The sequence below is a fragment of the Variovorax sp. OV329 genome (genome assembly GCF_900114785.1).
Classification (GTDB): domain Bacteria; phylum Pseudomonadota; class Gammaproteobacteria; order Burkholderiales; family Burkholderiaceae_C; genus Variovorax.
The window spans coordinates 21,214-44,704 of the sequence record NZ_FOUG01000004.1; the positions used below are offsets into that span (position 1 = coordinate 21,214).

25 protein-coding genes and 1 riboswitch are annotated in these 23,491 nt (G+C 67.8%); of the genes, 10 read left to right on the forward strand and 15 right to left on the reverse strand.

Annotation, left to right across the window (positions count from 1 at the left end; genetic code table 11):
- Positions 1–2: 2 nt before the first annotated feature.
- Genes BM345_RS07515 through BM345_RS07525 form a run of 3 tightly spaced genes read right to left on the reverse strand, consistent with a single transcriptional unit; the run spans position 3 to position 3,238 of the window.
- Positions 3–644 carry an amino acid synthesis family protein gene (locus BM345_RS07515; RefSeq protein ID WP_093377420.1) on the reverse strand — a complete coding sequence of 214 codons (642 nt, stop codon included), beginning with the start codon at positions 642–644 and terminating at the stop codon, positions 3–5.
- 27 nt (positions 645–671) lie between these two features.
- Positions 672–1,613: a UPF0280 family protein gene (locus BM345_RS07520; protein ID WP_093377422.1), complete on the reverse strand. Its 942-nt coding sequence runs from the start codon at positions 1,611–1,613 to the stop codon at positions 672–674.
- A gap of 8 nt (positions 1,614–1,621) precedes the next feature.
- On the reverse strand, positions 1,622–3,238 hold the full coding sequence (locus tag BM345_RS07525) for a 6-hydroxynicotinate reductase (RefSeq protein ID WP_093378355.1): 1,617 nt from the start codon (positions 3,236–3,238) through the stop codon (positions 1,622–1,624).
- A 302-nt stretch (positions 3,239–3,540) separates the two neighbouring features.
- Here BM345_RS07525 and BM345_RS07530 point away from each other — a divergent pair, with 302 nt between their 5' ends.
- Genes BM345_RS07530 through BM345_RS07540 form a run of 3 tightly spaced genes read left to right on the forward strand, consistent with a single transcriptional unit; the run spans position 3,541 to position 6,279 of the window.
- Positions 3,541–4,314, forward strand: a complete 774-nt coding sequence (locus BM345_RS07530; protein WP_093377425.1) for a ferredoxin--NADP reductase — start codon at positions 3,541–3,543, stop codon at positions 4,312–4,314.
- Between the two features lie 19 nt (positions 4,315–4,333).
- Positions 4,334–5,116, forward strand: coding sequence for a TetR/AcrR family transcriptional regulator (locus BM345_RS07535; RefSeq protein WP_093377427.1), 783 nt, complete (start codon positions 4,334–4,336; stop codon positions 5,114–5,116).
- The gene (locus BM345_RS07540; protein ID WP_093377430.1) at positions 5,074–6,279 is read left to right on the forward strand and encodes an amidohydrolase family protein; all 1,206 of its coding nucleotides are present in this window, start codon (positions 5,074–5,076) and stop codon (positions 6,277–6,279) included. Before BM345_RS07535 ends, BM345_RS07540 begins: the two co-directional genes overlap by 43 nt.
- 16 nt (positions 6,280–6,295) lie before the next feature.
- Here the strand turns inward: BM345_RS07540 and BM345_RS07545 are convergent, their stop codons facing one another.
- The gene (locus tag BM345_RS07545) at positions 6,296–6,919 is read right to left on the reverse strand and encodes an ankyrin repeat domain-containing protein (protein ID WP_254789639.1); all 624 of its coding nucleotides are present in this window, start codon (positions 6,917–6,919) and stop codon (positions 6,296–6,298) included.
- Between the two features lie 222 nt (positions 6,920–7,141).
- On the opposite strand from BM345_RS07545, the gene BM345_RS07550 reads away from it, so the two are divergent.
- Positions 7,142–7,921: an SIR2 family NAD-dependent protein deacylase gene (locus BM345_RS07550; protein WP_093377435.1), complete on the forward strand. Its 780-nt coding sequence runs from the start codon at positions 7,142–7,144 to the stop codon at positions 7,919–7,921.
- Here BM345_RS07550 and BM345_RS07555 read toward each other — a convergent pair.
- Positions 7,899–8,894 carry an SLAC1 anion channel family protein gene (locus BM345_RS07555; RefSeq protein WP_093377438.1) on the reverse strand — a complete coding sequence of 332 codons (996 nt, stop codon included), beginning with the start codon at positions 8,892–8,894 and terminating at the stop codon, positions 7,899–7,901. The two genes, BM345_RS07550 and BM345_RS07555, sit on opposite strands and share 23 nt — an antisense overlap.
- A 103-nt stretch (positions 8,895–8,997) precedes the next feature.
- Here BM345_RS07555 and BM345_RS07560 point away from each other — a divergent pair, with 103 nt between their 5' ends.
- Positions 8,998–9,951: a GlxA family transcriptional regulator gene (locus BM345_RS07560; RefSeq protein WP_093377440.1), complete on the forward strand. Its 954-nt coding sequence runs from the start codon at positions 8,998–9,000 to the stop codon at positions 9,949–9,951.
- Positions 9,952–9,989: 38 nt separating this feature from the next.
- Here BM345_RS07560 and metH read toward each other — a convergent pair whose 3' ends face one another.
- The gene (gene metH / locus BM345_RS07565) at positions 9,990–12,734 is read right to left on the reverse strand and encodes a methionine synthase (RefSeq protein WP_093377443.1); all 2,745 of its coding nucleotides are present in this window, start codon (positions 12,732–12,734) and stop codon (positions 9,990–9,992) included.
- A 21-nt stretch (positions 12,735–12,755) separates the two neighbouring features.
- Positions 12,756–12,852: riboswitch (S-adenosyl-L-homocysteine riboswitch) on the reverse strand.
- 53 nt (positions 12,853–12,905) lie between these two features.
- A complete protein-coding gene (locus BM345_RS07570; RefSeq protein ID WP_093377445.1) occupies positions 12,906–13,178 on the reverse strand; it encodes a helix-turn-helix domain-containing protein in 273 nt (90 codons plus the stop codon).
- Positions 13,179–13,263: 85 nt separating this feature from the next.
- Between BM345_RS07570 and BM345_RS07575 the strand changes: the two genes are divergently transcribed.
- Positions 13,264–13,500 carry a hypothetical protein gene (locus BM345_RS07575; protein WP_093377448.1) on the forward strand — a complete coding sequence of 79 codons (237 nt, stop codon included), beginning with the start codon at positions 13,264–13,266 and terminating at the stop codon, positions 13,498–13,500.
- Positions 13,501–13,679: 179 nt separating this feature from the next.
- Positions 13,680–13,955 carry a hypothetical protein gene (locus BM345_RS07580; protein ID WP_139237476.1) on the forward strand — a complete coding sequence of 92 codons (276 nt, stop codon included), beginning with the start codon at positions 13,680–13,682 and terminating at the stop codon, positions 13,953–13,955.
- On the opposite strand, the gene BM345_RS07585 is transcribed toward BM345_RS07580, so the two are convergent.
- Complete coding sequence (locus BM345_RS07585) at positions 13,952–14,380, reverse strand: PACE efflux transporter (RefSeq protein ID WP_093377453.1); 429 nt, start codon at positions 14,378–14,380, stop codon at positions 13,952–13,954. The genes BM345_RS07580 and BM345_RS07585 overlap by 4 nt on opposite strands.
- Positions 14,381–14,486: 106 nt before the next feature.
- Between BM345_RS07585 and BM345_RS07590 the strand changes: the two genes are divergently transcribed.
- The gene (locus BM345_RS07590) at positions 14,487–15,371 is read left to right on the forward strand and encodes a LysR family transcriptional regulator (RefSeq protein WP_093377455.1); all 885 of its coding nucleotides are present in this window, start codon (positions 14,487–14,489) and stop codon (positions 15,369–15,371) included.
- On the opposite strand, the gene BM345_RS07595 is transcribed toward BM345_RS07590, so the two are convergent.
- Together BM345_RS07595 and BM345_RS07600 are read right to left on the reverse strand one after the other, a co-directional pair.
- The gene (locus BM345_RS07595) at positions 15,368–16,333 is read right to left on the reverse strand and encodes an SH3 domain-containing protein (protein ID WP_254789641.1); all 966 of its coding nucleotides are present in this window, start codon (positions 16,331–16,333) and stop codon (positions 15,368–15,370) included. The two genes, BM345_RS07590 and BM345_RS07595, sit on opposite strands and share 4 nt — an antisense overlap.
- A gap of 197 nt (positions 16,334–16,530) precedes the next feature.
- Entirely contained in the window at positions 16,531–17,580 is a 1,050-nt protein-coding gene (locus BM345_RS07600) for a homocysteine S-methyltransferase family protein (protein ID WP_093377460.1), read from the reverse strand.
- Positions 17,581–17,762: 182 nt separating this feature from the next.
- On the opposite strand from BM345_RS07600, the gene BM345_RS07605 reads away from it, so the two are divergent.
- Positions 17,763–18,026, forward strand: coding sequence for a type II toxin-antitoxin system prevent-host-death family antitoxin (locus BM345_RS07605; RefSeq protein ID WP_093377463.1), 264 nt, complete (start codon positions 17,763–17,765; stop codon positions 18,024–18,026).
- 135 nt (positions 18,027–18,161) lie between these two features.
- Complete coding sequence (locus BM345_RS07610; protein ID WP_093377465.1) at positions 18,162–18,581, forward strand: type II toxin-antitoxin system VapC family toxin; 420 nt, start codon at positions 18,162–18,164, stop codon at positions 18,579–18,581.
- An 83-nt stretch (positions 18,582–18,664) separates the two neighbouring features.
- On the opposite strand, the gene hutG is transcribed toward BM345_RS07610, so the two are convergent.
- The 5 genes from hutG to BM345_RS07635 all read right to left on the reverse strand — a co-directional run bounded on the left by hutG (position 18,665) and on the right by BM345_RS07635 (position 23,451).
- Positions 18,665–19,480 (reverse strand): N-formylglutamate deformylase, encoded by an 816-nt coding sequence (gene hutG, locus BM345_RS07615; RefSeq protein ID WP_093378357.1) that lies wholly within the window; start codon positions 19,478–19,480, stop codon positions 18,665–18,667.
- A gap of 8 nt (positions 19,481–19,488) precedes the next feature.
- The gene (locus BM345_RS07620; RefSeq protein WP_093377468.1) at positions 19,489–20,874 is read right to left on the reverse strand and encodes a formimidoylglutamate deiminase; all 1,386 of its coding nucleotides are present in this window, start codon (positions 20,872–20,874) and stop codon (positions 19,489–19,491) included.
- 61 nt (positions 20,875–20,935) lie between these two features.
- Positions 20,936–22,189, reverse strand: a complete 1,254-nt coding sequence (gene hutI, locus BM345_RS07625) for an imidazolonepropionase (RefSeq protein WP_093377470.1) — start codon at positions 22,187–22,189, stop codon at positions 20,936–20,938.
- A gap of 27 nt (positions 22,190–22,216) precedes the next feature.
- On the reverse strand, positions 22,217–22,786 hold the full coding sequence (locus BM345_RS07630; protein ID WP_093377473.1) for a HutD/Ves family protein: 570 nt from the start codon (positions 22,784–22,786) through the stop codon (positions 22,217–22,219).
- A complete protein-coding gene (locus tag BM345_RS07635; protein WP_093377475.1) occupies positions 22,783–23,451 on the reverse strand; it encodes an amino acid ABC transporter permease in 669 nt (222 codons plus the stop codon). Before BM345_RS07635 ends, BM345_RS07630 begins: the two co-directional genes overlap by 4 nt.
- Positions 23,452–23,491 lie beyond the last annotated feature (40 nt).

Below are 23,491 nucleotides of genomic sequence, written 5' to 3' on the forward strand. Positions count from 1 at the left end.
GATCAACGCAGCCCGTCCCACTTGGAAATGTTCTCGGCGCGCAGGCCGCCCACGCGCTCGTGCACGCGGTAGCCGGTGCTCATGGCGAGGATGAACACGATCTCGTCCGCGGCCGGTGCGCCGGGCACGCGCACCTCGATGGCATCGAACTGGCCGCGCACGTAGCTGGCGTTGATGTTGGTGAGCGGCACGTCCAGCGTGCTGCCCGCCGCGCCCACCTTCTTGGTGGAGGGCACGATGGACAGCGCATTGCCGGGCTGCCCCGTCTTCTCCTCGGCCTTGCCCTGGCGGTAGGCGTTGCGGTCGCCCTTCCAGCCCAGCAGCTCGCGCATGGCGTAGCCGCCCGGCACGTGCCACAGCGCACCGTGCTCCAGCTCGCCGGCGGCGCCGACGATGGCGCCCTTGCCGTAGGTGCTGATGTCTTCCACCGGCACGTCCATGGCGGCGCGCAGGCGCTGTGCCATCTCCAGGCCCACCGGGTCGAGCAGCGACATCATCGGAAGGATGTCGGCTTCGTAGCGGCCCGCGAAGGGATTGGTGAGCACCGCGCCGATGGCGCCGCGCACCAGCGGCTTCTCCGGCCGCGGCCCGAACTCGTGAAAGATGTGTTCGACCTGGGTGAACACGCGGCGTATGTCGATCATGGACTCTTCTTGCCTTGCTGCGTTTCGTTAAGCAAATACTGAACCAGTTGCGTGGCCCTGCATAGGCCTGGGCGGCAATGCCGCGCGATCGGCCGCAGGCAGGGAGCTTAGCGGCTGGACGATGCGCCATTGCCCCTGGCAAACGAGGGCCACAGACCAGATGAGGCCGGCGCGCTGCAGCACGCCGGCACGCAACGCGCCCGCGGCCAGTGCGTGCTGCACCTGCGTTGGCGCGAGCACTGCGACGTCGACGGTGACGGGCAGATCGCCCAGGTCGCTGTCGTCCTTGCATTCGCTTGCCGGCCGGCGCTGGATGGCCGCGTCTTCCACGTTGACCGCGTTGGCGATCAGCGTGGCGGCAGCGTCGGCCTGCGCGGCCGTTTGCGCCAGCACGGTGACGCTGTCGGCAATGCCCAGCGAGAAGCTGCGGCCGCGCCAGCCGCTGGTGGCGATGCCGCGCACGGGCGTCGATGCATGCACATCGAACTGGCCGTCGGTTTCCAGCGGGGCCTCGTGCTGCATCGGGTCGAAGCGCGCGAGGTCGGCGAACACGCCCACGCGCGCCGAGCGGCCGGGCGCCAGGTGCAGCGCGATGTCGCCGCCGTTGTTGACCCAGGCGCGCTCGATGCCGGGGCGCCTGTAGAAAGCAATGAGTTCCTGCGCCACCGAGCCGGCCACCGCCGCCATCGGCGTGATGAAGGGCGATCCGCAGGCGAGGCTGGCCTGCTCGCAGGCATTCCGCATGCGCTGCGCGATCTGCCCCTTCAATGTGTGCGCCGCCGAGACCGGCTGGCGCAGTCCGCGCAACTCGCCCACCAGCTCGTCGAGGATGCCGGCAAAGCGCTGCCAGGCGGCCTCGTGCGCCTGCGCGAGCACCGATGCATCGCCCTCGGCCTGCACCACGATGTCGATCGGGCCGTGCTGGAAATGCCAGCGGCCGCCGTCGAGTGGGGTGCGTTGTGCCGCCATGGTGGTGCTCAGCCCAGCATGGGCGCGTGGCCGATGGGCCAGGGATTGGCCGGGTCCAAGGCTTCCCAGCGGCGTGCCTGAGGCGCGCCGTCGTTGTGCCACGCGCCACGCTTGAGTGCCTCTTCCAGCGAGAAGACCTGCTCCGTGTGGCCGCCCAGCGCCGCGAAGTCGCTGGCCCGCATCGTGAACTCGATGGGCGCGACGATCGCCGGCGTGGGCACGGTGCCGAAGCTCATGTCGGGCATGCGCATGACGTCGGCCATCACCGTGATGCCGCCGCCCGGCCACACGTAGGCCGGCGCACCGCCCAGCGTGACGTTGACCAGCGCATTCTTGATGGCGCGCGTGAGCAGCACCGGGTTCTCGGTGACGCCGGCGCGCAGCGAGCCGCCCGCACCACCGAGGAACAGCACCGTGCACAGCGAGGGCTCGCAGTTCTCGCCGATGCGCTCGACCACGCGGCGCACCTCGGCGGGCATGTCCTGCTCCACCGGCTGCAGCGAATCGTCGAGCACGAACCACTGCGCGTGCTCGCCGGTGGTGGAGGTCATCAGCATGCGCAGGCCGGGCCGGGCCACGCCCTCTTCCCAGCCCTCGATGATCGACAGCGGATCGGCGATGTCGGTGCCACCCCAGCCGGTACCGGGGTTGGCCACCTGGAAGTAGCGCCCCGGCGTGGACTTGCGCCCGCGCATCTGGATGCCCGAGGGGCCCATGCCCAGGCAGCGGCCAGCCTGGTGCTCGGTGAGCACGCCGGTGATGTGGTCGTCCACCACCACCACCTCGTCGCACAGGTCGCGCAGCTGGCGCGCGAAGATGCCGATGGTCGCCGAGCCGCAGCCCACGCGCATGCGTTGCTCTTCCACGCCGCCGACGATGGGCGCCTTGCCGGCTTGCACCACCACGGTGGAGCCGCCGTCGATGGTGCATTCGGCCGGCTTCTTGTTGCCCAGGAGCTGCATCACCTCCAGCGTCATGCGCCCTTCCTTCTTGCTGCCGCCGGTGAGGTGGTGCACGCCGCCCAGCGAGAGCATCTGCGAACCGTACTCGGCCGTGGTGACGTGGCCCACCACCTCGCCCTTGTAGCGCACGTTGGCCTGCTCGGGGCCCAGGAAGCGGTCGGTGTCGATCTTCACCTTCAGGCTGCAGTAGCTGAAGATGCCCTCGGTGACCACGGTGACCATGTCCACGCCCTGCGCCTTGGAAGCCACGATGAAGGGCGCGGGCTTGTAGTCGGGGTAGGTGGTGGAGGCGCCCAGGCCGGTGACGAAGACCTCGTCGGCCAGCAGCAGGTCGCCGTTCCAGTCGGGCTGGGGCTCGGCCGCCGCTTCGGCGCCCGCGTCGGCGCCCTTGTCCGCGAAGGCCACCAGCGCAGGCTGTCCACCGGCCAGCTCGCGGCGCAGCAGCACCACCGGGTCGACGCGCACCAGCGCGCCGTTGCGGTTGGCGTAGCGGTCGCACGCGCCCGTGCGGCCGTCGGAGATCTGGCACAGCACCGGGCAGGCGTTGCACTCGATCTTGGCGGTGCTCATGCGCTCGCTGCGCGGCGCGCTTCGCAATTGCGCGTCGGCCAGCACCGGCATGTCGATGCCAGGCAGGCCGTCCGTCTTGGTGTGTTCGGTCATCGGGGCGATCTCGAAAAGGAACTCGATCCGCAGGCTTGCAAGAAGCAGGCCTCGCATGTAGCATTCGCTACACTTTCATGTTGCGTTCACTACATGAAATCAATGTAGCAAAGGGAGCGAGGCCTTGCAATGGTGTTTTTCCGACCTGTGGGCGAAGCGGCGACAATAGAGGGCTGGGGCCCGGTTCTCCGGGCGCCGGATGCGCTTCGCAGCCCACCGCCAGTCGAGCGCACCTTTTGCGGGCACGCAGCACGCGGCATGCGTCTTGCACCCGCCCATCCACCAACCGAATCGAGTTTCGTATGAGTGCATTCAGCGAAGAGCGTGTTCTCTCCGTCCACCACTGGACGGACCGCCTGTTCACCTTTACCACCACGCGCGACCCGGCGCTGCGTTTTTCCAACGGCCACTTCACCATGATCGGGCTGAAGGTCAACAACAAGCCATTGCTGCGCGCCTACAGCATCGTCAGCCCCAACTACGAGGAACACCTGGAATTCCTCTCGATCAAGGTGGAGGAAGGCCCCCTCACCTCGAGGCTGCAGCACATCCAGGTGGGCGACACCATCATCGTGGGCCGCAAGCCCACCGGCACGCTGCTCATCGACTACCTGCTGCCGGCCAAGCGCCTGTACCTGTTCGGCACCGGCACCGGCATGGCGCCCTTCATGAGCATCATCCGCGACCCGGAAACGTACGAGAAGTACGAGCAGGTCATCCTCGCGCACGGCGTGCGCCAGGTGGACGAGCTGGCCTACCACGACCTGGTGGTGGACCACCTGCCCAAGCACGAGATCCTGGGCGAGATGATCGAGAAGCAGCTGCTGTACTACCCCACGGTCACGCGTGAGGAGTTCCGCAACATGGGCCGCATCACCGACCTCATCTCCACCGACAAGCTCACCAACGACCTGGGCCTGCCCCCCATCAATCCCGAGGAAGACCGCGTGATGCTGTGCGGCAGCCCGGGGCTGCTGGTGGACCTGAAGCACATCCTGGAGGCGCGCGGCTTCAAGGAAGGCAACACGAGCACGCCAGGCGAATTTGTCGTAGAGCGCGCCTTCGCCGAAAAGTAAGCGGGGCATCCAGCACAAGATGGCCGAGGGCAAGTCCTCACGCGGCACGACGACCAAGGCGCCCACGCGCCGCACCGGCGTGCGCGAGGCGGCTGCCCAGGCCACCCGCGACAGCATCCTCAAGGCGGCGACCAAGGTGTTCGCCCGCTACGGCTACGACGGCGGCAGCGTCGAGAAGATCTCGAAGGCGGCCAACTCGTACGACCGGATGATCTACTACTACTTCGGCAGCAAGGAAGGCCTGTTCATCGCGGTGCTGGAAGGCATCTACCGCCGCATGGACGAGGCCGAGGCCGCCATCGAGCTGGACGAGACGCGGCCGGTGGAAGCGCTCACCGCCGTGATCCGCTTCGTGCTGGGCTACTACAGGCGCAACCCCGAGTTCGTCACGCTGCTCAACAGCGAGAACCTGCACAAGGGCAAGCACATCTCCAAGTCGCTGCGGGCGCGCGAGTATTCGTCGCATGCCATCGAGATCCTGCAGCGCATCGTCGAGGCCGGCGTCCAGCAGGGCCTGTTCCGCCCCGACGTGTCGGCGCGCGATCTCTACTTGCTGATCGCGGCCACCGGTTACTTCTACACCTCGAACCGCTACACGCTCAGTGCATTCCTGGGCGAGCCGCTCGAGAACCAGGACGCCGTCGCGCACTGGGAAGACTTCGTGATCGAGACGGTGCTGCGCACGGTGGACGTGGCCGGCAGCGCCGCCAACGACCCGCCACACAAAGACAGCAGATCCACCCACGAGGAACAGAAGTCATGGCAGAAGCAGCAGCAGCCGGCGGCAAGTCGGGCAAGGTAGTCATCCGCAACATCGGTCTTCTTCTTTCGGGCGACATCGACAAGCCCATCCTGGAAGCCGACACCATCGTGGTGAACGACGGGCTGATCGTGCAGGTCGGCAAGGAGAAGGACTGCAACACCGAGGGCGCCAAGACCGTCATCGACGCGAAGAAGACCTGCGTCGCCCCCGGCCTGATCGACAGCCACGTGCACCCGGTGGCCGGCGACTGGACGCCGCGCCAGAGCCAGCTCAACTGGATCGAGTCCAGCATGAACGGCGGCGTGACCACCATGATCTCCGCCGGCGAGGTGCACTACCCCGGCCGGCCCAAGGACATCGTGGGCCTGAAGGCGCTGGCCATCACCGCGCAGCGGGCCTTCGACGCCTTCCGTCCTGGCGGCGTGAAGGTGCTGGCAGGCGCGCCGGTGATCGAGAAGGGCATGGTCGAGAACGACTTCAAGGAGCTGGCCGAGGCCGGCGTGGGCCTGCTGGGCGAGGTGGGCCTGGGCTCGGTAAAGGCCGGCTACGAGGCCAAGGAGATGGTGGCCTGGGCACGCAAGTACGGCATCCAGAGCACCATCCACACTGGCGGCCCGTCGGTGCCGGGCTCGGGCTACATCGACAAGGACACGGTGCTGGAGGCGGACGCCGACATCATCGGCCACATCAACGGCGGCCACACCTCGCTGCCGCTCAAGCACGTGTGCGAGTTGTGCGAGCAGAGCACGCGCGGCATCGAGATCGTGCACAACGGCAACGAGAAGGTCGCGATCGGCGCGGCGCGCGCGGCGATCGAGCTCAAGTGCCCGCACCGCGTGATCCTGGGCACCGACGGGCCGGCCGGCTCGGGCGTGCAGCCGCTGGGCATCCTGCGCATGGTCTCGCTGATCTCGGCGCTGGCGGACATCCCGGCCGAGACCGTGTTCTGCTTCGCCACCGGCAACACGGCGCGCCTGCGCAAGCTCAACTGCGGCTTGATCGAAGCGGGCCGCGACGCCGACTTCGTCTTCATGGACAAGGCGCAGCACACGGCCGGCAAGACGCTGCTGGAGAGCGTGCAGTTGGGCGACATCCCCGGCGTGGGCATGGTGATGATCGACGGCATCGTGCGCTGCGGGCGCAGCAGGAATACGCCGCCGGCGACGGAGGTGGCGGTGGTGGTTTCGGGCGCGGCGCATTGACGCGCGCGCCAGCGCCCTACTTCGCCGCCGCCGCCTCCAGCTTCGCCACCATCGCCCCATAGCCGCGCGAGCGTGCGAGCTGCAGGGGCGTCTTGCCGTCCCGGTCGGCCAGTTGCGTGTTCGCCTTCGCATCCACCAGCAGCGCCAGCGTCTGCTGGTGCCGCGTGCCACCGTCGCCCAGCACGATGGATTCGATCAGCGCCGTCCAGTGCAGGTTGTTCACGTGGTCCAGCGGCGCACCGGCGGCGATCAGCTGGCGCACCACCTCGACATGGCCCAGGTGGGCGGCTGCGATGAGCGCGGTTCCGTCGTACGGGCTGGTGGTTTGCTTGGCACTGGCGCCGAGGGACAGGAGCAACGCCAGCGTTTCCGGATCGTCGGCCACCGAGGCGATGGTGACGGCGTCGTAGCGCTGCGAATCCATGGCGTCGAGCTTGGCGCCCGCACGCGCCAGCCGGCGGATCGCCTCGCGCTGCTTCGCATAGGTGGCGATCTGCAGGGGCGTGCGGCCGTGCGGATCGCGCACTTCCAGGTCCGCTTTGCTGCCTTGGGTCAGCAGCTTGTCCAGTGCCGGCAGGTCGCCGCGCCAGGCGGCCTGCTGCAGGCCTATGTAAGCGCGTTGCTCCGAAGCTGAAGGCATCTGCTGGGCGGATGCACCGTGAGCGCACAGAGCGGCAAGCGCCAATGCAGCGACGGCACCAAGCGGATGACGAAGAAGACGAGGCATGGCAAGGGCTCCTGCAGGTCGCACGGGCGGCGACTCTCTTGCCTGCACTCTAGGGCGCCGGCGGTCTTCGAACCATCCGGTCGATTGCGGCGGCACTCCGTAGTCCTACGGAGTCCGGCGCCCGACAATGCGCCGATGAGCATCGATGTCCCTGCCCCGCTGCTGGAAGCCCTGCGCTCCGCCCGCCGCATCGTCGCCTTCACCGGCGCCGGCATGTCGGCCGAGAGCGGCATCCCCACTTTCCGCGACCGAGGCACGGGCCTGTGGTCACGCTTCGACCCACAGACGCTGGCGACGCCCGAGGCCTTCATGCGCGACCCGGAGATGGTCTGGGCCTGGTACGAATGGCGGCGCAGGAAGGTCGCGCACGCCCGGCCGAACGCCGGGCACGAGGCACTGGCCCAACTCGCGGCCGCGCCACAGGTCGAGCGCCTGTCGATCGTGACCCAGAACGTGGATAACCTGCACGAGCGCGCCGGCTCGGCTTCAGTCGTGCACCTGCACGGCAGCATCTTCTCGCCGCGCTGCTTCGATTGCTCGGCCCCCTTTACCTTGCAGTCCGTTGGCGACTTCGACCCGCAACAACCGCCGGTCGAACGACTGGCACCACCACGCTGCCCGCATTGCGGCGGCCCCATCCGCCCCGGCGTGGTGTGGTTCGGCGAAATGCTCCCGGAGCAGGCCTGGACTGAGGCGCTTCAACTGGCGGCTGAGGCCGACCTGATGCTGGTGATCGGCACCTCCGGCCTGGTGCAGCCCGCGGCGAGCCTGCCAGCGGCGACGCGCGCGGAAGGGGGGCGCGTGGCGGTGATCAATCCCGATCCGGACGCACATGCCCATGCATCGGACCTGTACTGGCCAGTGACGGCCGCGACGGGCCTGCCGGCCCTGCTCACGCCAGCAGCTTCCCATTGAGCGCAATTTGCAGGGTGCGCAGCGTCAGCACCGCAAGCGCCAGGCTCAGCAGGCCCAGAAGCACCGCCGCGAGGCCCAGAAGCACCGCACTCTGCCGGAACTGCGCGTACTTCAGCGCGGCATTGACCAGTGCAGCCATGGGAAAGCCGATCGCCCACCACGCCGCAGAAAAGCTGGCGCCCCGGCGGAACACCTTCGGGGCGACCACTGCGAACATGAAGAGCGCAAAGTAGAAAAGCAATGCGGCGAAGCGATCGATACCGCCGGCGATGTTGACGTACGCGAGGAAGCCCACGGCAAATGGCGCGACGAGGATCATCAGGGACGGGGTCATCGCAGGCGCGAGCGGATCGCGATGCACCAGCCGGCTCACGATCATGGCGAACAGCACCAGTGCCAGCACCGCGCCGACCGCGCCCGCGAACAGGTTGATTTCCATGGCCCATTGCATCGGCATGTGGCCGCCGGTCACGGCGATGTCGAATGTCGCAACGCCCGGGATGAGCCACGCCGGCACCGCATGCGACGCATCCACCTGGCCCTTGAGCAGGCGCGAGACGGCGACGAAGCTGAGCGGGAAGGTCGTTGCCACGCCCAGCGTCCAGAGGGCGCGTGCCGCAGGCGCGCTATAGGGCTCGACGACGGCAGACAGCAGAAGCAGCGAGATCACGATGGTGCCGAAGAAGTTGCCGGCCACCGGATGAAGGAACTCCGCGCGCACGGCCTGCGGGTGCTTCGCCAGCTTCGCGAGATAGCCCAGTGAGACGAGCACGAAGACGGCCAGCGCGAACGCGGCGATCGCCTCGCCGACAAGAGAGGGTGCGCCCAGGCTGCCATGTGCAAGGCGCCACGCCAGTGCCAGCCCCGAAAGGCCCATGACCGAGGCGAACAGATTGACGGGCAGGTTGCGGATGGATGCTTGTGCGCGATGAGGCGCCCTCGAGGGGGACGGGGTCAGGGAAAGGCTTTGCATCGGTTTTGGCAGAATTTGCAGCTCGGGATAGTTTCTGCCAAGCTCGCCATCCTGTCTGCGACTCCTTGCGGCGATTTCTGCCAACTATCGGATCTTGTCAGCCATGCGCATCGCCATCCTCGCCTTCCCCCGCGTCCAGTCGCTCGACGTGGCCGGCCCCGCTGATGTGTTTGCCGAGGCATCACGCCAGCTGGGCGACCGGCGTGCGTACACGGTGCAGCTCGTCGGCACCCAGGAAGGCCTGCTCAAGTGCAGCAACGGCTTGTGCCTGGCGGTCGACACGACGATAGCGGCCTGCAGGGGTCCGATCGACACCCTGCTCGTGGCCGGCAGCCCCGGCATCGACAGGATGGCGATCGATGGAACGGTGCACGACTGGCTGCGACGCCAGGCTGGCAAGGTGCGGCGCTACGGCTCGGTGTGCAGCGGGGCCTTCGTGCTGGCGGCCGCCGGGCTTCTGGACGGAAAACGGGTGACCACGCACTGGAATTCCACCGGCCGCCTCGCGGCGTCGTATCCGAGTGCGTGCGTCGAGCCCGATGCCATCTACGTGAAGGACGGCAAGCTCTTCACTTCGGCCGGCGTCACTGCGGGCATGGACCTGGCCCTCGCGATGGTGGAGGAAGACCACGGCCGCGAACTCGCGCTGCGGGTGGCGCGCGAACTGGTCATGTTCCTCAAGCGTCCCGGCGGCCAGAGCCAGTTCAGTGCCCACCTGGCGGCGCAGACGGCCGATCGCTCCAGCATGCGCCTGGTTCAGGACCATGTCCTGGCGCATCTCAAGGACGACCTGTCGGTGCCGGCGCTGGCGTCGCGCGCCGGCATGAGTGAAAGAAGTTTTGCCCGGATCTTCCGCGGCGAGACTGGCACGACGCCTGCGGAGTTCGTCGAGAACGCGAGGATCGACGCCGCCCGACGCCTGGCCGAAGAGTCGGAGCTACCGGCCAAGCGGCTGGCCGATGCAGTGGGCTATGCCAGCGTGGACGGCTTCCGCCGTGCGTTCGCCCGCCGCCTCGGAGTCAGCCTGGTGGAGTACCGGCGCCGCTTCGCGCGCTAGGGCTTGGGACTTCGCGCGCCGCGACCGGCGTTCGTTGACTACAGGTTCGGCGCCAGCAAGCGCTCCAGCTCCGACTCGCTCGCACCACGCCGCGTGGCCTGGTCCATCAACTGGTCGTGCCCAATCTTGCCGACGTTGAAGTAGGTCGATTCCGGGTGGCTCAAGTAGAAGCCGCTCACGCTGGCGGCCGGCGTCATCGCCAGGCTTTCGGTGATGCCCATGCCGATCTCGTCGCACTGCAGCACCTCGAACATGGCGCGCTTCACGCTGTGGTCGGGGCAGGCGGGATAGCCGGGCGCGGGGCGGATGCCCTTGTACTTCTCGCCGATCATGTCTTCGTTGGAGAGCGCCTCGTCGGGCACGTAGCCCCACAGGTCGGTGCGCACGCGCTGGTGCATGGCTTCCGCGAAGGCCTCGGCCAGGCGGTCGGCCAGGGCCTTGAGCATGATCGCGGAGTAGTCGTCCAGGTCATCGAGGAAGAACTTCTCCTTCTTCTCCACGCCGATGCCGGCAGTGACGGCGAACATGCCCACGTAGTCCTTCAGGCCCGACTCGCGCGGCGCGACGAAGTCGGCCAGGCAGCGGCTGGGGCGCGTCACGCCGTCGATGACGTGCTTCTCGGTCTGCTGGCGCATGCCCCACCAGGTCAGCAGCTTGTGCTCGCGCGACTCGTCGGTGTAGAGCGTGATGTCGTCGTCGTTCTCGGTGTTGGCCGGCCAGAAGCCGATCACGCCGCTGGCGGTGAGCCAGCGGCCCTCGATCAGGCGCTTGAGCATGCGCTGGCCGTCGCCGAATACGCGCACCGCCTCGCTGCCCACCACCTCGTCCTTGAGGATGGCCGGGAAGGGGCCGGCCAGGTCCCAGGTCTGGAAGAAGGGACCCCAGTCGATGTACTTGGCCAGCTCGGCCAGGTCGTAGTTGCGGAACACGCGGCGGCCGATGAACTTGGGCGCCGGCGGCTGGTAGCCGGTCCAGTCGATGGGCGTCTTGTTGGCACGTGCCTTGGCCAGCGGCCACAGGGGGACCTGCTTCTTGTTGGCGTGCTGGTGGCGCACCTTCTCGTAGTCGGCGTTGATCTCGTCGATGTACTTCGCCGCCTGCTCGCTCAGCAGGCTCTGCGCCACGCTCACGCTGCGCGAGGCATCGGGCACGTAGACGACAGGGCCCTCGTAGTGCGGTGCGATCTTCACGGCGGTGTGCACGCGGCTGGTGGTGGCGCCGCCGATGAGCAGCGGGATCTTGCGCAGGCGGAAATGCTCGTCCTTCTGCATCTCGCCGGCCACGTACTGCATCTCTTCCAGGCTAGGCGTGATCAGGCCCGACAGGCCCACGATGTCCGCGCCCTCGACCTTGGCGCGCGCCAGGATCTCGTGGCAGGGCACCATCACGCCCATGTTCACCACTTCGAAGTTGTTGCACTGGAGCACGACGGTGACGATGTTCTTGCCGATGTCGTGCACGTCGCCCTTCACGGTGGCGATGATGATCTTGCCCTTGCTGCGCACGTCGCGGCCCGCGGCCTCGTCCTGGCGCTTCTCTTCCTCGATGTAGGGAATGAGGTGGGCCACGGCCTGCTTCATCACGCGGGCCGACTTCACCACCTGCGGCAGGAACATCTTGCCCTGGCCGAACAGGTCGCCCACGACGTTCATGCCGTCCATGAGCGGGCCTTCGATCACGTTGATCGGCCGGCCGCCGCCGGCGATGATGGCCTGGTAGGCCTCCTCGGTGTCCGGCACGATGAAGTCGGTGATGCCGTGCACCAGCGCATGCGCCAGGCGCTGGCCCACCGACACCGGCGCCTCGGGCGTGCCGCGCCAGTCGTTCTTGCGGCTGTCGTCCTTGGCCGCGCCCTTGGCCGATTCGGCCACTTCCACCAGGCGCTCGCCGGCATCGGGACGGCGGTTGAGCACCACGTCTTCCACCCGCTCGCGCAGGGTGGGCTCCAGGTCGTCGTACACGCCGACCATGCCGGCATTGACGATACCCATGTCCATGCCCGCCTGGATCGCGTGGTACAGGAACACGGTGTGGATGGCCTCGCGCACCGGGTCGTTGCCGCGGAAGGAAAAGCTCACGTTGCTGACACCGCCCGACACCTTGGCGCCCGGCAGGTTCTTCTTGATCCAGCCCGTGGCCTCGATGAAGTCCACGGCGTAGTTGTTGTGCTCCTCGATGCCGGTGGCCACCGCGAAGATGTTGGGGTCGAAGATGATGTCCTCGGGCGGGAAGCCCACCTCGTCGACCAGGATGCGATAGGCGCGCTCGCAGATCTCGATCTTGCGCGCGTAGGTGTCGGCCTGGCCCTGCTCGTCGAAGGCCATGACCACGGCGGCGGCGCCGTAGCGGCGAACCAGCGCGGCCTCGTGCTTGAACTTCTCGACGCCTTCCTTCATCGAGATGGAGTTGACGATGCCCTTGCCCTGCACGCAGCGCAGGCCGGCCTCGATCACCTCCCACTTGGAGCTGTCGATCATGATCGGCACGCGGGCGATGTCGGGCTCGCTGGCGATCAGGTTCAGAAAGCGCACCATGGCCGCCTTGCTGTCGAGCATGGCCTCGTCCATGTTCACGTCGATCACCTGCGCGCCGTTTTCCACCTGCTGCCGCGCCACGGCCAAGGCTTCCTCGAACTGGCCGTTGAGGATCATGCGGGCGAAGGCTTTGGAACCGGTGACGTTGGTGCGCTCCCCGATGTTCACGAAGAGCGTGCCCTCGCCGATGCGAACCGGCTCGAGGCCGGACAGCTTCATGGGAGGGACGGAGTGTTGGGTGTCGGACATGGGCTCACCTGCGAAGGCACGTACAGGCGAGCGTCGTTGCAAAAAAGCTGAGGCCCCAAGCCTGACGCTGCGCCGCCAGATGTGTGTGGCGGCGAGCGCTGCAACGCTCCTTGGGGAGGAGAATTTTACTCGACCAGCTATTCCCTGACAGGTCTCCAGCCAGACCGCAGGCTATTGCCGCTTGAGGTTCTTCAGCTTGGCTTCGGCGAGCAGGACGAGCTGTGAAGTCTGCATTCCCAACGCGGCGGCGAGTTTCGCAGCGCTGTACACGGTCAGGTTCCGCTGCCCCCGCTCAAGCAGGCTGACGTAGCTCACGCTCAGGTCGCAGGCTTCCGCCAGCATTTCCTGGCTGACCGCGAGTTCGTTGCGACGCTCGACGATCGCCTCGGCGAACGCACGCCTCAAGTCCTTCTGGGCGGGAGGATTAAGGCGGGAACTCTGCATCCACGAAGTGTTCGTGGACGTACCATAGTACGTCAGAGACTATAGTATGTGCATGCATCAATGTCGAAGCCAGCCTATGCGTCCGATGCGCGGCCTACTGAATCACCTGGGCCGCCTTTCCTTGGATGGGCAAGGCCAGTTCGACCTGAGTGCGTGCGAGGCGCCAGTTCTCGAGGCGATCGTTGAGGACGCCGAAACGACTCTGGCCGCCATCCACTCAGGCCTGAGCGCTATTGGTCATCTCCTCGCCCACTCTGCGGTCGTCATCGAAGATGGAACCGTCGGTGCGGACAGTCTGGAGAGCCTGGGCTTCCGTCCGTAAACGCGGTCGCACCTCACTATTGAAGAACGAAGGTGTAGACAAGGACACAGTGCAGCGGACCAAGCCAAGACCGGCCCAATGACACCCTCAGAGAAATCGGTCTTTGGCTGCTCGGGCCCCGTCGTGTCAAATCCCGGTGTCTGCTACTTCCAGGTTGCACTGCGCGAACGGTGCCTCTGATGAAACGCCTCTTGAAATCTTTGACGTGGTCGCTCGCTGCATTGACTGCGGCCGCGTGGCTCACGCGACTGGGAATGCAATCGATCATTCCCTTGCCGGTCAGCGATTCAATGCTCGAATGGGCGCTTGTCTTCTATCGCGCGCAGGACCAGGAAGAGGTCACCGACCTGCTCGCCGTGCTCGGGTTGCTGGTCTGGACACCAGTCGTGGCGCTCCTCCTGTGGGGCCTTCTGCGAGTCCGGCATGCGCGCTGCCGGGGCAGCGCTTCAAGCTAGGCCGGCTTCAGCGACGACGCCGGCAGCCCGAAAACAGCGTCGAACACCCAGTTGAACACGAAGGTGTAGACCAGGAAGAACACCACCAGGCCCAGGTCCATCAGCAGCGCGGCCCACAGCGACACGTCCAGCCACCAGGCCACCAGTGGCACCAGCATCAGCACCAGGCCGCCCTCGAAGCCCATGGCATGCGCCACGCGGCGGCCGACGCTGCGGCCCTTGACCGCCTGGCGCGACTCCCACATCTCGAACAGGTTGTTGAAGATCAGGTTCCAGCCCACCGCGATGACCGAGGCGGCCACCGACAGCGGCGCAGCGTGGCTGAGTTCCTGGCCCGACATGGCGGCAAAGCCGAAGCTGGCCACAACGATGGCGATGGCTTCGTACAGACCGACGTAGACGACTTTGCGCTTGATACCTTGCATGACCTTCCTTGGGGAGCCAAAACTGATTGCTTGACCTGGACTTTATGTGTTGTTGTCTGATATATAAAGTCATCTTCTTTCAGTTTTATTGAAAGGTCGGTCGCCCATGGGCCTTTCCAGCGACAACCTGCAGGTCTTCCTGGCCGTTCTTGATCACGGCTCCTTCTCGGCCGCCGCGCGGGCGCTCCGGCGCGTGCCGTCGGCGGTGAGCATGGCCATCGCCAACCTGGAAGCGGACCTGGACCTGCCGCTCTTCGACCGCAGCGGGCGCGAGCCCAAGCCGACCGCTGCCGCGCGCTCGCTGGAGCCACAGGCTCGGCTGGTGGATGCACAACTCAAGGCCCTGCAGGTGCAGGCGCTGGGACTCACGCAGGGCCTGGAATCGCGCCTGACGCTGGCGGTGGCGCCGGAACTGCTGGCGGCACCCTGGAGCAATGTGCTGGCCACCCTGGCGGCCGAGCATCCACTGCTGGAGTGCGAGGTGCTGGCCGCGCCGCAGGCCGACGCGCTGAGCATGCTGCACACCGGCCGGGCCCAACTCGCGCTGGTCTTCGAACGGCCCAGCCTGGACGGGCGCGAGGGCTTCCAGGAGGTAACGACCGAGACCCTGGCGATGATGGTCGCGCCCACGCACCCGGTGCTCCAGTCGGCGCGAAACGGCAAGCTGCGCGAGGAACACCTGCACAACACGCGGCAGATCGTGGTGGCCGGCCGCGACCGGGCCACCACCGACTCGCGCCTGGTCTTCGGCCGCCACACCTGGCGCACCGACAACGCGCTGGCGGCCCTGAGCATGATCAGCGCCGGCCTGGGCTGGGGCTGGCTGCCACGCAACCTGGCGCGGCCGCACGTTGCGGCCGGCACGCTGGTGGAGATCGTGTTCGAGAACCTCTCGAACGAACTGGACCTGTGGGTGGACGTGGTCTGGTCGAAGGAGCGCCCCCTGGGACTGGGGGCGCAGCGCTTCGTGGCGCTGATGGGCCGTCGCTAGCTGCGGCCGCCTGGTCCGCCCTGGCCGCCCTGCCCACCGGGCCCGCCACCGCCGCCGCCACCGCCACCCCGGTCCCCGCCACCTCCGCCACCGTGGTTGCCGCGATCGCCTCCGTGATTGCCGCGGTCACCCCCGTGGCTTCCGCGATCGCCCTGCGGGCCCTGCGGCCCGCCTGGCCCGCGACCGCCAGGATGCGCCTGCGGTCCGCCGCCAGGACCCCGGTCGCCCGGGCGCCCCTGGGGACCGCCCTGTCCGCGGCCGCCATGACTGTCCCACTGCCGCCCCTCGCCCAGGTTGGCCGGACGGCTGCTCATCGGTGGTCCTCCCGGAGGCCCGCCAGGCCCCGGCCGCGGTGGCCGCACGCCCGGGTCGTGCGGGGGCCGGACGTTGTTGTCGGGCCAGCCCGGCTGCTGCCAGGCCGGCGGGCGCGGCGGCCGGAAGTTCGGTGGCGGAGGTCCGGGGTGCGGCTGCCATGCGGGCCGTCCCGGGGGCGGCGGCCGCCAGCCCGGCGGCGGTGGTGGGGGCGGCCTTCCGCCCCACCAGCGGGGCTCGCCATACCAGGGCCGATCGCGGTAGTAGCGGCCCCAGTAGTTGCCCACGCTGAAGGTGATGATGGGCACGCCGATCACCGCGCCGTAGCCTGCCAGCGGCACCGGTGTGCCCTGGTAGGGGTACGCCAGTGCGTTGGCAAAGACCCAGCCGCGCAAGCCATCGGGCAGCATCACGTCGCACCAGCCATAGCCTTGGGTGCAGCCCATGACGTCCACCGGCTGGCCCTGGCCCAGCTCGGCCACGGCCGGGTAGCTGTTGCCGGGCCCGGCCATGAGCGTCACGCCGGCGCGGGTGACCGCCTGCTGGGCCATGGCGGCCAGAGGCAGCGCCAGCAGGCCGGCGACGACGGCTTGCCGGATGCGCCAGCGCAGCCACATTCGCGGACCTGCTTGTTGTTCTGTGTTGTTCATCAATGGCTCCGTGTTGTGCTCGACCCATGAGGCCGGCTGGCGCCGCGGCTGTCAATCAGCCAACGTCGCGTGCTCACCCAACGGCGGTGCGGGCTGCCCGGTGCACGGCCCTTACATCGGGTGGTCCGCTTTACCCGGCCTTCATCAAAGCAAAAGGGCGCCGCGGCGCCCCTTCGCACTTCATTGCAAGCACTCACTCAGGCAGCTTCGCGATAGAAGGCCTGGCGCTGCTGCACGCCGCGCGCCGCCACCGGCGACACCGCCGCGCCGATGGCCGCGATGTGGTCCGGCGTGGTGCCGCAGCAGCCGCCCACGATGTTCACGAGTCCTTCGGCCGCGAACTCGTACAGCAGGCGCGAGGTGACGTCAGGCGTCTCGTCGAAGCCCGTGTCGCTCATCGGGTTGGGCAGACCGGCGTTGGGGTAGCAGCTGATGAAGGTGTCTTCCGCCACCTTGGCCAGCTCCTGGATGTAGGGCCGCATCAGCGCCGCGCCCAGCGCGCAGTTCAGGCCAATGGCCAGCGGCTGCGCATGCCGCACGCTGTGCCAGAAGGCAGTGACGGTCTGCCCGCTCAGGATGCGGCCCGAGGCATCGGTGACGGTGCCGCTGATGATGATGGGCAGGCGCTCGCCGCTGTTCTCGAAGTACTCGTCGATGGCGAAGAGCGCAGCCTTGGCGTTGAGGGTGTCGAAGATGGTCTCGACCAGCAGCAGGTCGGCGCCGCCTTCCACCAGGGCTTCCACCTGCTCGTAGTACGAGGCACGCAGCTCCTCGAAGCCCACGTTGCGCGCGCCTGGGTCGTTCACGTCGGGGCTGATGCTGGCCGTCTTGGGCGTCGGGCCCAGGGCGCCGGCCACGAAGCGCGGCTTGTCGGGCGTGCTGTACTTGTCGCAGGCCTCGCGCGCAAGCCTGGCCGATTCGACGTTCATCTCGCGCGCCAGGTCGGCCATCTTGTAGTCCTCCTGCGCGATGCGGGTGGCGCCGAAGGTGTTGGTCTCGACGATGTCGGCGCCGGCCGCGAGGTAGCCCTCATGGATGTCGCGGATCACGTCGGGCCGCGTGAGCGAGAGCAGCTCGTTGTTGCCCTTGACGTCGCGTTCGAAGTCCTTGAAGCGCTCGCCGCGGTACTGCGCTTCGCCCAGCTTGAAGCGCTGGATCATGGTGCCCATGGCGCCATCGAGGATGGCGATGCGATTCGCGAGGATGCCGGGCAGGGCCTGGCCACGGGTGTAGGCGGTGGGCTTCATAAGGCTCGATTCTATGGACCGGCACTCGCGCGCGTTGTGTGCCTGCCTGAACCGCGGCCGACCTTCGGGTCGGTCTGATGCGTCCTCACAGCGCTCAGGGTGTCCTCGCATTGACGAGTGTTAGTAACGTGACTAACATACAGTTCAGGATCGGATTCCAGCCGATTGAAAGGGAACCAATCATGGGACACGCACAAATCAAAACCGTCACGAGCCGAGAGTTCGTGCACAACGTCAGCGCGGCGAAGCGCGTCGCCAGCGAAGGCGGCACAGTGATCATCACCGACCGCGGTGAGCCGTCCTTGGCGCTCATCCCGATCGCCGAGTACCGCCGCCTCACAAAGACAGACAAGAGCCTGGTCGAGCTGCTGCGCATGCCCGACGCCGACGCCATCGAATTCGACTTCGAACCGGTCGCCATCAAGGCAAGAGACATTGACGAATGAGCCCACCGCAGCAGGCAACCGCCAACGTTTTCGCTGTATCGCCAGGCATGGCAGGCGCGTCGTTGATTGGGCCGACTCGTCGGCGCATTGCCCTCATGTGATGAGCGGCGTACTCGTCGGACAGTGCGAGACATCATGATGTTCGTCCTGGACACGAACGTCGTTTCTGAAGCGCGCAAGAGCGCGTGCGACCCGAACGTGAAAGCCTGGCTCAGGGCGCAGGCGACCGACGCCCTCTGTATCTCCTCTATCACCGTACTGGAGCTGCAGCGTGGCATCACCCAGCTGGCGCAACGCGGTGACGAACCGCAGGCGGCGATTCTTGGCCGGTGGCTCGATGAGATGGTGCTGCCAGCGTTCGCAGGGCGAATCCTGCCAGTCGACCACCTGGTAGCACGCAAGGCCGCGAGCTTGCCGTGGTCAGATGCGCGTGACTACCGCGACCCTCTGATCGCTGCCACTTGCCTTGTCCATGGCGCCGCCGTGGTGACGCGCAACGTGCGGCACTTCGAACCGACGGGGGTGCCTTGCATCAACCCCTGGATGGCAAGCTAGTAGAGAAAGACTAGCGAGCTTGCATGGCCTGGTGTCCGACGATGCGCGGCTGATTCGCCGGTTTCAAGTGTTGGGAGCGCTGCTCATTTGCGCTCGACGAATTCCAGCACCGCCTCCAGCATGCGCCGCACATGCGGCTTCACGCCGGCGGCCACTTCGGGCAGGTAGTCGAAGGGCAAGGCCTCCTGCATGTAGCTGCTCTGGGTCATTTCCAGCTGCACCGCGTGCACGCCGGCGGCAGGATTGCCGTGCTGCCGCGTGATGTGGCCGCCCTTGAAGCGGCCGTTGAGCACGCCCGTGTAGCCAGTGGCGTCCTTCGCGATGCCCAGCAGCGTCTGCGCCAACTCCGGGTCGCAGCTGGCACCGTTGGCGGTACCCAGGTTCAGGTCGGGCAGCTTGCCTTCGAAGAAGCGCGGCAGCACCGAGCGGATGGAGTGCGCATCCCACAGCGCAGCGACACCGTGCGCTGCCTTGATGCGCGCCAATTCCTCGGCGAGCTTCGCGTGATAGGGCCGCCAGATGGCATCGCGCCGCCCGGCGATCTCTTCGTCTACCGGCAGGTCCTTTGGATCGGCGTACAGCGGCGTGTCGTCGAAGGTGTCGACGGGGCACAGGCCGGTCACGCTTTGGCCGGGGTACAGGCTCGCGCCATCCGGCGGGCGGTTCAGGTCGATGACGTAGCGCGAATGCGTGGCCACCAGCACCGAGGCGCCCAGTTCGTCGGCGAAGTCGTAGAGCTGCTCCAGGTGCCAGTCAGTGTCGGGCACGTGGCGCGCTTCTTCCGTCAGGCGCGCGGCCAGCGCGGGGGGCACGTGCGTGCCCACGTGCGGCATGGAGATGAGCAGCGGGCGCGTACCCTGGCGAAAGCGGAACGGCGGCTCGGTGGTGCTGAAGGCCATGGTGAAGATCAATCCTTGAGAAGTTGGCTGCGCGCCTGCACGAAGCCGCGCGCAGCCTCGTCGTGCAGTGCGTGGCGGCCGGCCGCGACGCGCGGCTTTCCGCCCACCCACACGGCGTCGATGGCCGAAGTGCGGTGGCTGGCGAAGACGTGGGCCGAGAGCATCTCGGGTGCGCCCAACCCCTGCAGCGCCAGGTGGTCTGCGTCGAGTATCACGAAGTCCGCCTGCTGCCCCGCTTCGAGTCCGCCGACGGCACGGCCGGATGCCTGCGCCCCGCCCTGCACCGCCGCAAGCGTGAGGGCCGTGGCCACCTGCGGCTGCGCGGCGCTCGCGCCCACGTTGCGCTGGCGCGTGGCCAGGCGCTGGCTGTATTCCAGCATCAGCAGTTCCTCGGCCGCATTCACCGTCGCGTGGCTGTCGGAGCCCAAGCCCCACGCGCCATGGTGGCGGCGCCAGCGCGGCAGGTCGAAGATGCCGTCACCCAGGTTGGCCTCGGTGGTGGGGCACAGGCCCGCCACCGCGCCGCTGGCCGCCGCGCGCTGGTATTCGGCGTCGCTCATGTGCGTGGCATGCACCAGGCACCAGCGCGCATCGACGGGCGCATGGTCCAGCAGCCATTCGACCGGGCGGCTGCCGCTCCAGGCGATGCAGTCCTCGACCTCCCGGGTCTGCTCGGCGATGTGGATGTGGATGGGCGCGCTGCGGTCGATGGCGTCGAGCCCGGCGATCGCCTCGCGCAGCGCATCGGGCGGCACGGCGCGCAGCGAATGCGGCGCCAGGCCCAGGCAGGCGCCCTGCGCGTCGCAGCGGGGCTTGAGCGATTCGAGCAGCGCCAGCATCGACTCGGTGGAGCGGATGAAGCGGCGCTGTCCCTCGTTGGGCGGCAGGCCACCGAAGCCGCTGGTTTGATAGAGCACCGGCAGCAGCGTGAAGCCGATGCCCACCTTCTGCGCGGCGCGCAGCAGCGCCAGGCTCAGCGTGGCATCGTCGGCATAGGGCCGGCCATCGTCCTGGTGGTGCACGTACTGGAACTCGCACACGCTGGTGTAGCCCGCCTCCAGCATCTCGGCATAGAGCCAGGTGGCGATGGCTTCCATGTGCTGCGGCGCGAGGCGTCCGGCGAAGCGGTACATCAGCGTTCGCCAGCTCCAGAAGCTGTCCTGCTCGCCGGCGCGGAATTCGGTGAGGCCGGCAAAGCCGCGCTGGAAGGCATGCGAATGCAGGTTGGGCATGCCGGGGACCAGCGGGCCCTTGGCGCTCTGCACGCCGGCAGGCGCGTGCGTACCGGCTTCGATCCGCGTCAGCTGCCCCGCATCGTTCCAGGCCAGCAGTACGTTCTTCGCCCAGCCCTCGGGCAGCAGCGCGTCGGCGGCGAAGAGGCGGCCTGCGGTCATTGGAGTTCCTTCGTGCTTCGCACCGCGGTGCGAGCTTGCTTGGGGCGGCCTGGCGCTGCGATCATGCGGCGGCCCCTGATGCGATGCGGCCCTGGCGGACCACGGTGCGCAGCGGCCGCTGGCCGAACCAGTAGGCCAGCTCGGCGCCCTCGCTCACGTCCCACAGCACGAAGTTCGCGGGCATGCCCGCAGCGATGCGTCCGTGCGTGTCCTGCAGGCCGAGCGCGCGAGCGGCATGCTGCGTGACGCCGGCCAGCGCCTCGGGCACGGTGAGCCTGAACAGCGTGCAAGCCATGTTGACCATCAGCAGCAGGCTCAGCGCGGGCGAGGTGCCCGGGTTGTGGTCGGTGGACACGGCCATCGGCACGCCCGCGGCGCGCAGTGCCTCGATGGGCGGCAGGTGCGTGTCGCGCAGCGTGTAGTAGGCGCCGGGCAGCAGCACGGCCACAGTGCCCGATTGCTTCATCGCGGCGATGCCCTTGGCCGACAGATGCTCGATGTGGTCGCAGGACAGCGCTCCGTAGCGTGCGGCCAGCGCGGCACCGTCCATGTCCGACAGTTGCTCGGCATGCAGCTTCACCGGAAGGCCCAGCGCCTGCGCCGCCTGGAAGACGCGCTCGGTCTCTTCCAGCGTGAAGGCGATGCGCTCGCAGAAGACGTCGACTGCGTCCACCAGGCCTTCGTCGGCGAGCGCGGGCAGCATCTCCTTGCAGACGAGGTCGATGTACTCGCTGTTGCGGCCCGCGTACTCGGGCGGCAGCGCGTGCGCGCCCAGGAAGGTGGTCTTGACTGTGACGCCGAAGGCCTCGCCCAGGCGGCGCGCCACGCGCAGCTGCTTGCGCTCATGCTCCAGCGACAGGCCATAGCCCGACTTGATCTCGATGGCGCATACGCCATCGGCCAGCAGGCTCTGCAGGCGTGCGGCGCCCGATTCGAAGAGTTCGTCCTCGCTGGCTTCGCGCGTGGCCCGCACGGTGGAGACGATGCCGCCGCCCGCCTTGGCCACTTCCTCATAACTCGCGCCGGCCAGGCGCATCGCGAACTCGTTGGCACGACGGCCGCCGTAGACCAGGTGCGTGTGGCAATCGACCAGGCCGGGCGTGACGAGCGCGCCACCGCCCTCGTGCACGTGCAAGCCGGCGAAGGCCGCGGGCACCTCGCTGCGCGCACCCACCCAGCGGATGGTGCCCTGCTGGACCACGATCGCGGCCTCGGCGTGCTCGGAAAGCGAAAGGTCGGGGGCAGCGCCGGAAGCGAGGCGCAAGCCGATCCACAGTCCATCGGCCGGAGGCAATTGCTTTGCGGGTTTCAACATCTCTTCGTTTCTCCTGCGGCTCACGGGTCAGGCCGGCACGATGCGCACGGCGGCCAGCCGCGCTTGCGGGCCGTCCGGCACCGCCTGCCACGCGTGCGGTTCGCCGGCCCAGCAGCGGCCCTCGCCCTCGCGGCAAAGCCCGTCATTGAGCCGCCAAGCACCGCGCAGCGCAAGCAGCACGCCGTGGGGCGCCGCGTCGATGCTCGTGGCATGCGACAGCACCTGCACGTCGGCGCGCCACTTGCCGCGCCGGGTCATCACGTTGAAGTCGTGCGATGCGCCGCCGAGCAGCGTGCAGTCGATGGCCTGGTCGCCGCTGAACGCAAAAGGCTGGTGCGCCACGTCAAGCTGGTGGTCGATGTCGCCATCTGCCGCAAACAGGCGTACACCGTCGCCTTCCAGCAGCATGATGCTCCGATCCACACCCGGGAACGCCGAGAAAGGCCCGGCCGCCGCGATGCAGGCAATGCTCACGCGCCAGCCGAAAGTCTCGATCCCTGCGCCGGGCGGCCAGCTCATGATCTGCTGCGTGGTGCCGCCGCCGTTCTTCCAGGGCGTGACCGGCAACGCGGCGCGCGAGAAGTCCGTCAGGCTCATCGCACCAGCCCGCCTTGGCGCAGCCGTTGCTCGAAGTGGCGCAGCACCAGCGTCATGGTTCCGGTGAGCACGAAGTACACGAGCGCGATGGCCAGGTACACCTCGAGCGAGCGGTACGAGACGCTGATGATCTTCTGGCCCTCGTGCATCACGTCGTGAATGGTCAGCAGGGAGACCAGTGCCGAGTTCTTGATGAGCGCGATGAACTCGTTGCCCAGCGGAGGAATCATCCGCACCACCGCCTGCGGCAGCACGATCTGGCGCATGGCCACCGCCGGCGTCATGCCCAGCGACAACGCGGCCATGGTCTGCCCCTTGTCGATGGACTGGATCGAGCCGCGCACGATCTCCGACACGTAGGCGCCCGAGTACACGCCCAGGCCCAGCACTCCGCAAAGGAAGGCCGGCAGCAGGATGCCGAAGTGCGGCAGCCCGAAGAACAGGATGAACAACTGCACCAGAAGCGGCGTGCCGCGGATGACCGCCACGTAGGCGGTGCAGATCCCGTAGAGCCAGCGCCGCTTGGGATTCAGCCGGCCGATGCCCACCAGCAGGCCAAGCACGCAGCCCAGCGCCAGGGCGCAGGCCGTGATCTCCACCGTGACCAGTGCGCCACGCAGCAGCGCGGACCAGCCGTCCCAGACGGGCGAGAAATCGAGGTCCATCCGTCAGTCCGTCCGGCGGCCGGTCGCCGGGCCGAGCCAA